Annotated in this window: 10 protein-coding genes; 5 read left to right on the top strand and 5 right to left on the bottom strand. The window is 59.1% G+C overall.

What is annotated here, in order from left to right; translation table 11 throughout:
- Nucleotides 1-112: 112 nt before the first annotated feature.
- Entirely contained in the window at nt 113-745 is a 633-nt protein-coding gene (locus ABS758_RS00670) for a MiaE family protein (RefSeq protein ID WP_350379709.1), read from the top strand.
- A gap of 64 nt (nt 746-809) precedes the next feature.
- Here ABS758_RS00670 and ABS758_RS00665 read toward each other — a convergent pair whose 3' ends face one another.
- The 4 genes from ABS758_RS00665 to ABS758_RS00650 all read right to left on the bottom strand — a co-directional run bounded on the left by ABS758_RS00665 (nt 810) and on the right by ABS758_RS00650 (nt 6,643).
- Complete coding sequence (locus ABS758_RS00665) at nt 810-1,856, bottom strand: ABC transporter ATP-binding protein (RefSeq protein WP_350379707.1); 1,047 nt, start codon at nt 1,854-1,856, stop codon at nt 810-812.
- On the bottom strand, nt 1,846-3,357 hold the full coding sequence (locus ABS758_RS00660; RefSeq protein WP_350379706.1) for an ABC transporter permease: 1,512 nt from the start codon (nt 3,355-3,357) through the stop codon (nt 1,846-1,848). The genes ABS758_RS00665 and ABS758_RS00660 overlap by 11 nt, the downstream gene beginning before the upstream one ends.
- 35 nt (nt 3,358-3,392) lie before the next feature.
- A complete protein-coding gene (locus ABS758_RS00655; protein ID WP_350379704.1) occupies nt 3,393-4,424 on the bottom strand; it encodes an extracellular solute-binding protein in 1,032 nt (343 codons plus the stop codon).
- A 167-nt stretch (nt 4,425-4,591) separates the two neighbouring features.
- The gene (locus ABS758_RS00650) at nt 4,592-6,643 is read right to left on the bottom strand and encodes a methyl-accepting chemotaxis protein (RefSeq protein WP_350379702.1); all 2,052 of its coding nucleotides are present in this window, start codon (nt 6,641-6,643) and stop codon (nt 4,592-4,594) included.
- 254 nt (nt 6,644-6,897) lie between these two features.
- Between ABS758_RS00650 and ABS758_RS00645 the strand changes: the two genes are divergently transcribed.
- The 4 genes from ABS758_RS00645 to fghA all read left to right on the top strand — a co-directional run bounded on the left by ABS758_RS00645 (nt 6,898) and on the right by fghA (nt 12,298).
- On the top strand, nt 6,898-8,082 hold the full coding sequence (locus ABS758_RS00645) for a mechanosensitive ion channel family protein (RefSeq protein WP_350379701.1): 1,185 nt from the start codon (nt 6,898-6,900) through the stop codon (nt 8,080-8,082).
- A 99-nt stretch (nt 8,083-8,181) separates the two neighbouring features.
- On the top strand, nt 8,182-10,086 hold the full coding sequence (htpG, locus tag ABS758_RS00640) for a molecular chaperone HtpG (protein WP_350379700.1): 1,905 nt from the start codon (nt 8,182-8,184) through the stop codon (nt 10,084-10,086).
- Nucleotides 10,087-10,249: 163 nt separating this feature from the next.
- Nucleotides 10,250-11,359 (top strand): S-(hydroxymethyl)glutathione dehydrogenase/class III alcohol dehydrogenase, encoded by a 1,110-nt coding sequence (locus ABS758_RS00635; protein WP_350379698.1) that lies wholly within the window; start codon nt 10,250-10,252, stop codon nt 11,357-11,359.
- 75 nt (nt 11,360-11,434) lie between these two features.
- A complete protein-coding gene (fghA, locus tag ABS758_RS00630) occupies nt 11,435-12,298 on the top strand; it encodes an S-formylglutathione hydrolase (RefSeq protein WP_492304485.1) in 864 nt (287 codons plus the stop codon).
- Between the two features lie 79 nt (nt 12,299-12,377).
- On the opposite strand, the gene ABS758_RS00625 is transcribed toward fghA, so the two are convergent.
- Complete coding sequence (locus ABS758_RS00625) at nt 12,378-14,027, bottom strand: M48 family metalloprotease (RefSeq protein WP_350379696.1); 1,650 nt, start codon at nt 14,025-14,027, stop codon at nt 12,378-12,380.
- Nucleotide 14,028 lies beyond the last annotated feature (1 nt).

Here is a 14,028-nt window from a genome sequence, read left to right as displayed (position 1 = left end):
CGCTATCCAAAAAGAAGCCGTCACAGAAATGAGTACGAAAATGAGTATAAATCACCATTTTACTTCGTGAGATTGTTATTTATCAATAAGATGCATCATAATTTCTTGTTTAATGTCTGACCCATTCGCTGCCTCGCTGATCCCTGCCGACCTTCTGGCCTTCCTGGGCTGTCCCACACCTGATGCCTGGGTGCGGACAGCCCTGACGCAGTTGGATGTGCTGTTGCTGGATCATCGTAATTGCGAGCTGAAAGCGGCCGCGGCGGCCATGAGTGTGATCGCCCGCTATGGCGACGACCCAGCCCTTGCCACTGCTTTATCCAAGCTGGCGCGCGAAGAGCTGGTGCACTACGAGCAAGTGCTGCGGATCATCAAGCAGCGTGGGGTGGCCTTGCGGCCCCTGACGCCCAGCCGGTATGCGGCGGGCCTGCGCGCTGCAGTGCGCACACATGATCCCGCCAAGCTGGTCGACACCTTGATTGTGGGCGCCTTTATCGAGGCCCGCTCCTGCGAGCGCTTTGCCGCACTGGTGCCGCATCTTGATGATGATCTGGCCACGTTTTACGCGGGCTTGTTGCAATCCGAGGCTCGGCATTATCTACGCTATCTGGATTTCGCCCAACGCTTTGGCGAGGCAGCGGATGTTGCGCGTTCGATTGAAAAAATCCGGACACTTGAGCAACACCTGGTGTTGTCGCCCGATCCTGAGTTCCGGTTTCATAGCGGGTGCCCGATAGAGGCATAAGCGGCCGGTGTGGGCGTAGCCTCGGTCGCTGCACCTGCTTGGGGTGAGTTGCCCGTTCCGGGTCTCAGGCGTCGGCGTAGGCCATGCACTTGCCCAATACCCGAAGGCAGCCCTGCGCGCCCAATGCTGGCGCTGTTAAAGAGGGCATACGCAGATCCAGGCAAAGGTCTTTGAGATCCACGCCGATCAGGGTGTGATCGCCGCGAAACGAGCGATAGCTGACGCGCGCGGCGACGCCTGATCCGGATTCCGTCCACTGCACCTGCTCGGGGCGCACCACAATCTGGGCGGCGCCCGCCTGACAGGGGCTGCCGGCATGCAGGTGGACGTCGCCCAGTGCGCAGTATGCGGTGCCGTCGCTGCGGCATTGGCCTGACACAAACAGGGCGGCACCCGTCAGGCGGGCCACCGCTGCGCTGGCGGGCTGCCAGTACACATCCTCGGGCCGGGCGCATTGCATGATGCGGCCCGATTGCATCACTGCCAATTGGTCGGACACTGCAAAGGCTTCTCCGGGGTCGTGTGTTACCAGTACGGTCATGGTGCCCGTTTGTCGCAGTACCCGAATGACCTCTTCGCACATACTGCGCCGCAGATCCAGATCCAGAGCATTAAAAGGTTCGTCCAGCAGCACCAGAGAGGGGCCTGGGGCCAGGGCGCGTGCCAGGGCGACACGCTGCTGTTGGCCGCCCGAGAGCTCGTGCGGAAAGCGCTGGCCCAGACCAGACAGGCCGGTAAGCGCCAGTACTTCTTTGACGCGCTCGTGCCGTCCCGAGCGGCGCGTTAGGCCAAAGCGGATATTGCCTTCGACGGTCAGGTGCGGAAACAGGGTGCCTTCCTGGGGCACATAACCGATGGCGCGTTGTTCGGGGGGCACGCAGGTTCTGGCCGTGGCCATGGTGCGCCCGCCAAAGGCGATCTGGCCCTCGTCCAGGGGATCAAAGCCCGCAATCAGGCGCAGCAATGTGGTTTTGCCGCAGCCCGAGGGCCCCAGCAACGCCAGCACGGATCCGGCAGGGATGCTCAGGTCGATACCAGCCAGCACTTCGGTGCGGCCAAAGTATTTGTGGATCCCCGAGAGGATCATGGGGTGTGCAGTCTTAGTGTCCATGGTGCAGCATGCGGCGGGTAAAGACCCAGACGGGCAAGATTGACACCAGCACCAGCAGAGCTGCAAATGGGGCTGCAGCTGCATATTCGGCGTCGGCGGTGTATGTCCAGACCTCAGTGGCCAGTGTAACGGTGCCTGTGGGGGCCAGCATCAGCGTGGCGGTGAGTTCGCGCACAATCTCCAGCATCATCAGTGCCAGCGCAGCGCCTATGCCCGGCGCAATATTGGGCAGGATCACCGTCAGGAACACATGAAAAGGGCGTCGTCCCAGGCTGCGTGCGATGGATTCGATCTGCGGGGGCACCAGTTCGATGGAGGCGCGCAGCGATGATTGTGCCAGTGGTAAAAACAGGATGGCGTAGGCAATCAGCAATACCGTCATACTCTGGTACAGCGACGGCACCAGCCGGATCGAGAGAAACACCAGCGCCAGGGCCACCACGACGCCCGGGAGGCCATGCACAATGTAGGGCAGGCGTTCGGCAATCTGGGCCAGATAGCCGCGATGTCGGCTTGCCACCAATACCAGGGGAATCGCTAGCAGGCTGGTCAGCAATGCACCTGAGCCGGCCAGAGTTAGCGTGCCCTCGATGGCTGGGAGAATATCCTCATAGCCCCGGCCGGCCGAGCTCCCCTTTACCAGCCAGTACACCAGAATGGATAGAGGCACCCCCAGGGACACCAGGCCCAAAAATCCGAAGGCGCCCAAAACAGGCCAGGTTTTGCGGCCCAGCACAATGGCTTGTGACTGGCGTGTGGCGCCGCGCCCTACGCGTGCAACGCGCCGGCCTGCCCGTAGACGCATTTCGGCCCAGGCGGCAGGGATACACAGCAACATCAGGACGATCGACTGCATGGCGGCCGAGGCGCTGTCAAACTGCAGTTCGTAGGATTCGAAGATGGCTGTGGTAAAGGTTTGCACCCGTAACAGGGCCAGTGCGCCAAACTCGGCAAACATATGAGTCAGTACCAGCAACGCGCCACCGCCCAGTGCGGGCAGCAGTTGCGGCAGCAGGGCGTGTGTAAAAGCGTGCCAGGGCCCGTGGCCCAAGGATCGACAGACATCCTCGAGGCCTGGGTCGGTGCTGCGCAGCGCAGCGGCCACTGGCAGATATACCAGGGGGTAGGTGGATAAGGCCAAAATGAGGATGGCGCCCCCGAGATTCTGAAACACCACGTTGATCGAGGCCCATGCATAGCTGGAAACAAAGGCGGGGACGGCCAGCGGCAGGCCGGCGGCAACGCGCCAGAAACGGCGTCCCGGCAAATCGGTGCGCTCGACACACCATGCCACGGACAGGCCGATCACTGAGGCCAGCAGCATGACACCCACAGCCAGGGTAACGGTGTTGGTCAGCAGCTCAAGGTTGCGGGCACGAAAAAGCTCTGCGGCTGCGCCGGCCAGGCCGGTTTGAGCAGTACGCAGAGCAATATAGATCAAGGGCAGGATGACCAGGCCCACTGGCAACAGTGCGGCAAAGGTCATCCAGGCGGGCGGCATGGCGGGCCGTCGACCCGCCAAAAAACCAGTTCGCGTCACGCCAAGCCGGCCTCCCGGCGCAGTGCCAGTGCGTCGGCGGCGTCCCCGAGGTCGGCAGGGCTGACGTCAGGAGGCATGAGTTGGTCGAAGGGCTTGAGGTCGAATGGCGATTTGACGCCGGGCCGTAGCGGGTATTCGGCAACGGTATCCACGATAGCCTCTTGTCCCGCCTGGCTTACCATGAATGCCACGAACTTTTGCGCCGCCTCGGCATTGCGAGCGGTTTTAAGCACGCCAGCAGCAGAGACGGTGATCAGCCCACCAGGGTCTTTGGGCGCTGCATAATGCAAGCCGGCTTTCATGTTGTTGGCACCAACTTCATTGGCCACGATAAACCAGTAGTAATTGTTGACCAGCGCCGTGGCGACTTCGCCGCGCTCAACGGCACGCATGGCAGCCATGTTGCCGTTGTAGATGCGGCCAAATTCTTTGAGACCCTTGAGCCAATTGAGAGCGGCATCGCGGCCCTTAAGCAGCTTGATGGCGATGATCTGCTCTTGAAATGAACCGCTGGTGGGCACAAATCCGACACGATCTTTCCAGGTGGCTGTGGCCATGTCCATGACGGAAGCCGGCAGCTCGGATGTCTTGACCATGTCCTTGTTAAATACGATGACGCGGTTGCGGGCGCTGACGCCTGTCCAGGTGTTATCCCGGGCGATGTAGGCGGGCATTACCTGGTCAAGCGTACTCTTGGGCAAGGTGGCCAACAGGCTTTTTTCGGCGAGAGCAGCCACCGGGGGGCTTTCTTCCGCGTAAAAAACGTCAGCCGGAGAGTGTTCACCTTCCTCGATAATCTGGTTGGCCAGCTGTGTACTGCTGCCTTTGCGGATCTCCACCTGGATGCCCGTGGCCTTGGTAAAGGCTGCCACCAGAGCATTGGTGGTTTTGGAGTGCTGGCCGTTATACAGCACCAACGTCTGGGCATCGGCTGCACGGGCACTGTGCAAGACCGGGATACCCAGTAAAGCGCTGGCGCCCAGCACAGTGCTGCCACGCAAAAATTGACGACGTGAGGAGGTTTTCATGCTCAAGCTCTCGAAAATGAATTCAAGATAATTGTAAGGCAAATAAGAACCATTATCCTTACGGAGGTATCAGGAGTTCAAAAAAACAGCTGTATCCTGCTGCCGTTACCCGATACTAGGGTGATGTCGGCAGCGGATAACAGCATGCATTTTATGTAGCGGGGGTGTCAGGCTTGTAGCAACCGCTGTGCAGGGGCCCAAAGAGCGGGTTGCGCAGCCGAGGTTTCCTCGGCGTGGGGTTCTCCCGTCTGGAATACGGCAACGCTTTGGGCCAATTGTCGAGCCTGGTCGCGCAATGAATCTGCTGCCGCGGCCGCTTCTTGCACCAGTGCGGCATTTTGCTGGGTGACTTGATCCATCTGGGTGACGGCCAGGTTGACCTGATCAATCCCGGTGGATTGTTCGTTGGATGCAGAGGCGATATCCGCCATGATCTGACTGACCCGATCGACCGCACTCAGCACCTCTTGCATGATGGTGCCCGCAGTATCCGCCTGATGGGTGCCTGCCTGGATCTGTTCTGATGAGTGTGTGATCAGGCCCTTGATCTCGCGGGCCGCATCGGCCGAACGCTGTGCCAGGGCACGTACCTCGGAGGCCACCACAGCAAAGCCTTTGCCCTGTTCTCCTGCCCGGGCCGCCTCGACCGCTGCATTGAGCGCCAGAATGTTGGTTTGAAACGCGATGCTGTCGATCACACCAATAATGTCGGTGATCCGAACAGAGCTGTCCTGGATTTTTTGCATGGTGCCAACCATGCCCTCAACCGCCTGTTCACCCTGATGGGCAGTGTTTGAAGCGCTGGAGGCCAGTTCTTTGGCTTGCCTGGCGTTGTCGGCATTCTGGCGCACCGTGGAGGCCAGCTCTTCCATGCTGGCTGCGGTTTCCTGCAGCGACGCCGCTTGCTGTTCGGTTCGGCTGGATAAGTCCGTATTGCCCGAGGCGATCTCCTGGGCGCCAGTATGGATTTCGCCCACGCTGTACCGTACCTGGCTGATCATGGTGCGCAGTGCCTGCTGGGTTTCTTTCAGGCTGCTTTGCAGCAGGTGCACTTCGTTGTGGCTTTGGGCCGGGCTGTCGGGGATCTCCTGGCCAAGGTCTCCCTGGCCCAGGCGTTGCAAGCCCCTGACTACCCCGTCCACGGGTTTTAAAGTGCGGCGTGCCAGCCAGAAGATGGCCAGGGCGATCAGAAGCGTACCCACCAGCATTAGGCCCAGCTGAATCCACATCTGGCGTGTGCTCTGGGCCAGGTAATCACTGACGGGTCCAAAGCCGTAGATGGTCCAGCCCCAGCGGGGGATGGATTTCCAGGACAAAAAGATGGGTTGGTTGGTGACGTGCACCGCCTGGGCGCCGATGTCGGCGCTGCGAAACGTACTGTTCAGGGTGGCAAAATCGTCAGGCGGGTTACCCGCACTGAGCAAATCACCCGGCTTGCCAAACATGCCGGCTACACGGACCCAGTCTTGGTTGTCCGGGGTGGAACGAATGACAAACAGTTGTCCGAAGCCTGCCAGCATGGTTTCGGTCAGGTCTTTCAGGACAGGGTCGAGTTGGGCGCTGATATCCAGCCGATTGACGATACCGCCGTAGACCTTGCCGCTGTCATCCTTTAAGGGATGGGTGGTCACCAGGTTCCATTTGTTGTCCACCAACTCGGGCAGGTCGGCAGTTGTGCCGCTGTCCAGGGCACGGGCAATGGGATCATCCGCTTTCAGCATATCACCCAGGGCGTGGCCGGGTTTGTCCTGGTAGGCGCTGGCGATGCGCATCCAGCCATCTTGGGTTCGGGCGTAGAGCTCGGCTGTCATGCCGGTGACGCTGTTCATCAAGGCCTTGTCGCCATTAAGCTCTTTGCCATTGGCCACCATAATGGGCTGGCCGTTGCGGCTGCTGCCTTGCAGGGTTGGCGTGCCGCCCGTGTAGCGAAGCAACACCGGATACAGCGAACGCCCGCGATCCAAAGCGATGTCGTAGATCAGCTGCAGGATCCGGTTGTAATCCTGCAAGCCCATCCGGTTGGCGGCGCTGACATTGGCAATGGCTGTTTGCCGGCTTTGCCAGGTAACCGTGGCAGCAAGGGCCGCCATCACAAGAATCGTGCTAAGCGTGGCAGCAATAAACAGTTGGGTACCCAGTGTTGCACGGGTCAGGCGGCCCTTGGGGGCTCGGTGCTTGAACATAAGGTGTGTCTCTCCGGTGGCCAGTAAGGTTGTCATGCGTATCAGAAGTACGCCAGGCCTCGTTTCGGGTAACGGTACAAATGCTCAATGCTTAAGGGTATGGAAGCATGAGTATTGCAAATAGCGCTTATTTGCCTTTGCAAATAATGCAACTGCAATGTCCCGCCTGGGCTTGTGTGTTCCGCGGGCGATCGTATCCCGATTTTTGCGGCGGGGTCCGGTTTGAAATGTCTCCAATAGGGCCGTTACACTGGTGATCAACCCTTGGACAAATAAGGAAAAGCAATTTGATGACACACACCCTGCTCCAGCAATTCATGTCGATCTACCAGGAGTGGGAGGCTGGTATCCTGGTTTTTTTTACGGTGCTGGCCGCTCTGGTGCTGGGTACCGTTTTGCGGATGCTGCTGGCACGTGTTGTCAGGCGTTTGCAGCCGGCGCGCCACGTCTGGACGCATGGTCTGTTGTCAGGTGCAGAAATCCCGGCACAGGTGCTGATCTGGGTACTGGGAATCGCCCTTGCCGGCAGCTTGTTGGTGCAGCACGATAGCGATCTGGCCGAGGGTTCTGTGCTGGCTCACGGAATCGGGCCGGTGCGCGATGTGCTGGTCATCTTGATCGGGATGTGGTTTTTGTTGCGGGCCGTCAATCAGATCCAGTTTAATTTGCTGGATCGTGCCCGGGCGCGCGGCCGAGAACTCGACCCTACCGCGGCGGATGCCATCGGCAAACTCAGTAAAGCATCGGTGGTGATTACCGCCATGCTGATGATCATGCAATCCCTGGGGTTTTCGATTGCCGGCTTGCTGGCTTTTGGTGGCATGGGCGGCATCGCCGTGGGTTTTGCTGCGCAAAGCCTGGTGGCCAACCTGCTGGGTGGGCTTACCATCTTTGCCAGCCGGCCTTTCAAGGTGGGTGAGTACATCATCATTCCGGGCACTGATCTGGCGGGTGGGGTAGAGCATATCGGCTGGCGCGCCACCCGGCTGATCGGCTTCGATTGCAAGCCCTTTTACGTGCCCAACGCCAAATTCAATACAGAGTCTGTGATCAACCATACCCGCATGACGGCGCGGCGCATCATGGAGGACATCCACATCCGCTATGCCGATATGGATGCTGTGCGTGACATCGTGGCTGATGGCCGGGCGCTGCTGGCCAGCCACCCAGGCATCAGGCATGATTTCTTTGCCTTCAATTTCAGCAGTTGTGGCAGCTATTCGCTCAAGCTGTCCTTGTATGCATTCACGGAAAGCACGGATTACAACGAGTACATGGATGTGCAGGAAGACGTCTTGCTGAAGATTGGCGACATCATCCGCAATCACGGCGCCCAGCTTACCGGGCCGGTGTCGACTGTCGACATGCCGCAATTGGCTGTGGCGGGAAAAGGGCCTGAAGCCGTATCTGGCGCCCCCGCTGGCCGTTTGCCGCCGGCACCACCCGGCCTGCCGCCATTGTCAGACCCCTCTTGAAAAAAACGCAGTTGGCCCCATTTGTACGTCTGTGGGCTTAAGCCCGTTTCTGGCGGGCTGCGTGCCCTTTTTTTTACCAACTGTCCAAATTTACGCACCATGAGCCAAACCGAATCTCAAGCCTCTGAAACCCTGGGCTTTCAGGCTGAAGTCAAGCAGCTGCTGCATCTGATGATCCATTCCTTGTATAGCAACAAGGAAATCTTCCTGCGAGAACTTGTCTCCAATGCGTCCGACGCCTGCGACAAGCTGCGCTTCGAGGCCATTGATCACCCGGATCTGTTCGAGGGCGACACCGACTTGCGCATTCAGGTCGAGTTTGACAAGGATGCCCGTACCATCACCATTAGCGATAACGGCATTGGCCTGTCGCGCGACGAGGCCGTTGCCAACCTGGGCACGATTGCCCGCTCTGGCACGCGCGAATTCTTCTCGCAACTGACGGGCGACAAGCAAAAAGATGCGCAACTGATTGGCCAGTTCGGGGTGGGGTTTTATTCCTCCTTCATCGTGGCCGAAAAAGTGTCGGTCAGCAGCCGTCGTGCTGGCCTGCCTGCTTCTGAGGGCGTGCTCTGGGAGTCTGACGGCCAAGGTGAATTCTCTGTATCGGCGATTGATCGCGCGCAGCGCGGCACGTCCGTTACCCTGACGCTACGTGCCGACGAAGATGATTTCTTGTCGGGCTGGAAACTGCGTGATGTCCTGCGTCGGTATTCGGATCACATCTCCTTGCCCATCCAGATGAAAAAAGAGGAGTGGGACGCTGAGAAATCCGAGCAAGTGACTCGCGACGAGTGGGAAACGGTCAACCAGGCCAACGCCCTGTGGACGCGCAGCAAGTCGGATATCACTGACGAACAATACCAAGAGTTTTACAAGCACATTGCCCACGATTTTGACGACCCCCTGGCCTGGACGCACAACCGGGTGGAAGGCCGCAGCGAGTACACCCAGCTGCTGTATATCCCCAAGCGTGCACCCTTTGATCTTTATGATCGGGATGCCCGCCGTGGTGTGAAGCTGTACATCAAGCGTGTCTTCATCATGGATGATGCCGAGCAACTGCTGCCGGCCTATCTGCGGTTTGTGCGGGGGGTGGTAGATTCTGCCGATCTGCCGCTTAATGTCTCGCGCGAGATCCTGCAAGAAAGCCGGGATGTCCGCTCCATTCGCGAAGGTAGCGCCAAGCGCATCCTGGGCCTGCTGGACGACCTGATCAAAGACAAGCCCGAGCAATATGCCGAGTTCTGGTCGCAATTTGGCCAGGTGCTTAAAGAAGGGATGGGCGAAGACCCCGCCAACAAAGACCGGATCGCCGGTTTGTTGCGCTTTGCCTCCACCCATGCCGATAGTCCCGCCCAGACCGTGTCGCTGGCTGATTACATCGGCCGTCTCAAAGAAGGCCAGGACAAGATTTATTATCTCAGCGCCGATTCCTATGCGGCGGCCGCTCATAGCCCGCACCTCGAGGTTTTCCGTCGCAAGGGCATCGAAGTGCTGCTGTTGTCCGACCGCGTCGATGAGTGGATGCTGTCCCATCTGCGCGAGTTCGAAGGCAAGTCGCTGGCATCGGTAGCCAAAGGCGGGCTTGATCTTGACGCGCTGGCGGACGAAGACGAAAAGAAACAGCAGGCCGAAGTGGCCGAAGCGTTCAAGCCCACCATCGAGCGTCTTAAGACGGCATTGGGTGATCGTGTCAAAGAAGTTCGCTCTACCGCCCGGTTGGTGGATTCTCCCGCTTGCGTCGTGGTAGACGAAAACGAACTGAGCCCGCATCTGCTGCGCATGCTCAAGGCCGCCGGCCAGGAGGCCCCGGATATCAAACCCATCCTGGAGGTTAATCCACAGCATGCCTTGGTCAAGCGTCTCGAAGCCCAGCCCGATGCCACCTTTGGCGAGTGGGCGGCATTGCTGCTGGATCAGGCCATGCTGGCCGAAGGCGCAGCCCTCAAGGATCCAGCAGCGTTTGTGAAGCGCCTGAACGCGCTGCTGCTGAGCGCCTGATTTAAACCAGCGCTTGCGCAAGGCCGGGCGGGTCCTCGCGGATCAGCCCGGCTTTGTGCTATGGAGTGTTGATAAATGGCCGTGGCCCGGTTTGTCTTATCCCGAGCTTCTGGCCATAATCGGCTCTTCCCCTCGTGATTTTGAACAAACCGGAGTCTTGCTGATGAAATCCCGTGCTGCTGTGGCCTTTGAGGCCGGAAAGCCTCTGCAGATCGTTGAGATCGATGTCGAGCCGCCCCGCAAGGGCGAAGTCCTGATCAAAATCAGCCATACGGGCATTTGCCATACCGATGCTTTCACCCTCAGTGGTGATGACCCTGAAGGCGTATTTCCCGCGGTGCTGGGGCACGAAGGCGCCGGCGTGGTGGTGCAGGTGGGCGAGGGCGTCACCAGCGTGGCGCCTGGCGACCACGTCATCCCGCTGTATACCGCCGAGTGCGGTGAGTGCCTGTTTTGCAAATCCGGCAAGACCAATCTGTGCGTGTCTGTGCGCGCCACCCAGGGCAAGGGGCTGATGCCTGACGGCACCACGCGGTTTTCCTATCAGGGGCAGCCCATCTATCACTACATGGGTTGCTCCACCTTCAGCGAGTACACGGTGGTTGCCGAAGTCTCGCTGGCCAAGATTGATCCGCACGCCAACCCAGAGCAGGTTTGCCTGCTGGGCTGCGGGGTAACCACCGGTATTGGCGCGGTACGCAATACAGCCAAGGTGCAGCCAGGTGATACGGTTGCGGTATTTGGCCTGGGCGGCATTGGTCTGGCTGTGGTGCAGGGCGCGCGCCAGGCAGGTGCCGGCCGTATCATTGCCGTGGATACCAATCCCGATAAATTTGCGCTGGCCAAGGTGTTTGGCGCCACCGATTGCGTCAATCCCAAAGACCACACCGAACCCATCCAGCAAGTGATTGTCGGTATGACGGGCTGGGGCGTGGATCACAGCTTTGAGTGCATTGGCAACGTCAATGTCATGCGGGCCGCGCTTGAGTCCGCCCATCGCGGGTGGGGCCAGTCCATCATTATTGGTGTGGCGGGGGCAGGGCAAGAGATCTCCACCCGGCCATTCCAGCTGGTCACTGGGCGTTCCTGGCGTGGCACGGCCTTTGGCGGCGTCAAGGGGCGTTCGCAACTGCCCGGTATGGTGCAAGAAGCCATGCGCGGCGATATCGATCTGGCACCGTTTGTGACGCACACCATGGGGCTCGACGGGATCAACCAGGCGTTCGACCTCATGCACGAAGGCAAATCGATCCGTTCGGTTGTGCATTACTGATTTACCCGGCCACCAGCCCCCCCTCCAATACCGGAGGGTGCGGGTTCTTGCGCCCTTTTTAAAGGATCATCCCCTATGACCAATCTTTCGGGCCAGGAAGCCCTGCGCTGTGTCGAGCAGCATGCCAGTTTTGGTGGACGCCAGGAAGTCTGGCAACATGAGTCTGCCGTCCTGGGCTGCACCATGCGGTTTGCCGTGTATCAGCCGGCCGCCGCCTTGCGTGGTGAACCCTGCCCGGTGTTGTACTGGCTGTCAGGCCTTACCTGCACTGAACAAAATTTCATCACCAAGGCGGGTGCTCAGGCCTATGCCGCTTTGCACGGACTGATCGTGGTGGCCCCGGATACCAGCCCGCGTGGCCAGCAAGTGGCCGATGACGAGGCGTACGACCTCGGCCAGGGAGCAGGCTTTTATCTGAATGCCAGCCAGGCGCCGTGGTCGACGCATTACCGCATGCAGGATTACATCGCCCAGGAACTACCGGATTTGGTCCAGCAGCATTTTTCAACGTCTGGCCGGCGCAGTATCTCCGGGCATTCAATGGGCGGTCATGGGGCGCTGGTAACGGCCATGCGCCATCCGGGCCGGTACTGCAGTGTGTCTGCGCTTGCCCCTATTGTGGCGCCGTCACAGGTGGCTTGGGGGCAAAAAGCCTTTGCCGCTTATCTAGGTGATGATCGCTCCGGTTGGGCCCAATGGGATGCAGTCGAGCTGATCCAGACAGCCTTGCCTGAGCGTCTGCCCATCCTGGTGGATCAGGGCCTGGACGATGAGTTTTTAACCGCGCAGTTGCGCCCCGAGCTGCTGGAGGCCGCCTGCCAGGCCAGCAATCATCCTTTAACCCTTCGGCGCCAGCCGGGGCATGATCACAGCTATTACTTTATTGCCAGCTTTATCGGCGACCACATCGCGCATCACGCTGCGGCACTGAAAGCCTGATTTTTGGTTGGTGCGGGCCTGGCAAGCTGCGTGGCGGATGATTACGGAATCTCGGTTAAGCACGCCGAGCACATAGTCTTTAATTGAACAGACCGAGAAATGTCCCGACTACCCCGGAGTGACCGGCTGTTTGTGACTGTTTGGCCTTGGTATCCCGAGCATCGTTGTTCAGGCAGGCATCGCTGTCGCCAAAATACTCGACCATGCAGCGTGTGGAAATCTGAAGGCGTAAGCCGGTGTTATCCGCTTTGGCTGCCATGGTGATGAGGTCGCTGTAGTAGTTGGGTGGCCGGCCGAATTGGTCAAACGCGGCATATAGGGCTTCTACAGCGGCGGGATTGGGCGAGCCCTTGTGGCTGTTCATTCTGGCTCGTTGCGCCATCACAGGCATCCAGAATGAAGGGTAGGGGCTTTTCTCGGCGTGGGCGGCGATCCTCAAAACGCGATCGGGGCGGCCGCTGGCTTCTTCGATTGCTGCTTGAACCAGTTGGTAAAACGTTTGGCTGCGGGCGTCCCGGTTATTGGCTTTGGCCAGTTGATTGCGGGCTGCCCGCACATCCCCCTCGTTGAGCTTTTTCCAGGCCAGCATGGCATATTCAACGCTATTCGAGAGTCGTCGTGTTTGGGTATTATGGGCGATCCGGCGCCAGGGAGCTGTCTGCGGAGCCGGGCGTGCTACACGCCGATAATGGGCCCTGATGTAGGCAGCGACGTCGTCCTGACGTGCCTGGATTTCATCGTGCGTATTGCTAAGTTGGTTGATCTTCTCTTCCACTTGCAAGGCCAGGGGTTCAAGAGCGCTGATGGCCAGCGCCTGCCAGTCGTTTTGTGCAAATCGCTTAGTGGCAGCCGCCACCAGAAGGCTGCCTTTGGGGGCATATTGCTGCAACAGGGCCGCATTGTTTTTGTTCCATTGCTCGATGCGGCTTAGCAGCGCCGTCATGCTGTTCAGGTTGCGGCCGCTCACCACCAGAAAGTCGATGGCCAGGCGATCTGCATCGGTTTCCTGGGTTCGAGTCCAGCCAGGAGACAGAATTTTTTCGGTGGCCTGATACATCGCCACGCTATTGCGAATCCGTCGACTGACGGATTCAAGTTCGCCTTGATTCATGTCCAGCTTATTGGCAACTGCGTACAAGGTTGTTGCTTTCTTTTGCAAGGACTTGATGAGGTCGGTGTCGTTGTGCGAGAGGGCGGCATGAGCGAATTCGTGGGCCAGCAATGCATCCATCTCGTCCAGCGTTTGGATGTCCAGCACACTGGGTAGAGGGATATAGATGTTGCCAGCCGCACTGGTTCGGGCACTCATGCCGGCGGCCGCCAGTAAATATACTTTTGCTGGGTGATTTCCAAAACCGCTGCTGTCCTTTATATGTTGTAGTTCGTCGTTGAGCAGCTTTTCCAGTTTGGGCGCGCTGACCAGGCCCAGGCTTTCGCTTTGCACCTGCTTCAAATCTTCCAACATCTCCTTTGGTGTTTCTGCGGAAGCAGCGGCAAGTGTGTCGGATGTCGCTTTGTCTGGCGCGATTGGTGTGCGCGCTTGTGGTGAAATCACCCGTGGGTTGTTGGGGTCGCCGGATTGAAGCGCTGGGTGTAGTTGGGCCAGATAGGGCGTGTCATCGTTAAATACCACCGGTATCCACCCGGGACGCTGGCCCATATTGGCGCAGGCTGACAATAGCAGCGGTAGCAGGATGGCAAACAAAATACGGGGATTACCGGTAGACATG

Source organism: Castellaniella sp. FW104-7C03, assembly GCF_040276085.1.
Taxonomy (GTDB): Bacteria; Pseudomonadota; Gammaproteobacteria; order Burkholderiales; family Burkholderiaceae_B; genus Castellaniella.
This window is presented reverse-complemented; position numbering and strand designations above follow the sequence as displayed.

Excerpts from the sequence above, each read along its gene's own strand:
- htpG (WP_350379700.1), top strand. The coding sequence starts at position 8,182 with ATGAGCCAAACCGAATCTCAAGCCTCTGAAACCCTGGGCTTTCAGGCT.
- ABS758_RS00655 (WP_350379704.1), bottom strand. The coding sequence starts at position 4,424 with ATGAAAACCTCCTCACGTCGTCAATTTTTGCGTGGCAGCACTGTGCTG.
- ABS758_RS00660 (WP_350379706.1), bottom strand. The coding sequence starts at position 3,357 with ATGCCGCCCGCCTGGATGACCTTTGCCGCACTGTTGCCAGTGGGCCTG.
- fghA (WP_492304485.1), top strand. The coding sequence starts at position 11,435 with ATGACCAATCTTTCGGGCCAGGAAGCCCTGCGCTGTGTCGAGCAGCAT.
- ABS758_RS00650 (WP_350379702.1), bottom strand. The coding sequence starts at position 6,643 with ATGACAACCTTACTGGCCACCGGAGAGACACACCTTATGTTCAAGCAC.
- ABS758_RS00670 (WP_350379709.1), top strand. The coding sequence starts at position 113 with ATGTCTGACCCATTCGCTGCCTCGCTGATCCCTGCCGACCTTCTGGCC.
- ABS758_RS00625 (WP_350379696.1), bottom strand. The coding sequence starts at position 14,027 with ATGTCTACCGGTAATCCCCGTATTTTGTTTGCCATCCTGCTACCGCTG.
- ABS758_RS00635 (WP_350379698.1), top strand. The coding sequence starts at position 10,250 with ATGAAATCCCGTGCTGCTGTGGCCTTTGAGGCCGGAAAGCCTCTGCAG.
- ABS758_RS00645 (WP_350379701.1), top strand. The coding sequence starts at position 6,898 with ATGACACACACCCTGCTCCAGCAATTCATGTCGATCTACCAGGAGTGG.
- ABS758_RS00665 (WP_350379707.1), bottom strand. The coding sequence starts at position 1,856 with ATGGACACTAAGACTGCACACCCCATGATCCTCTCGGGGATCCACAAA.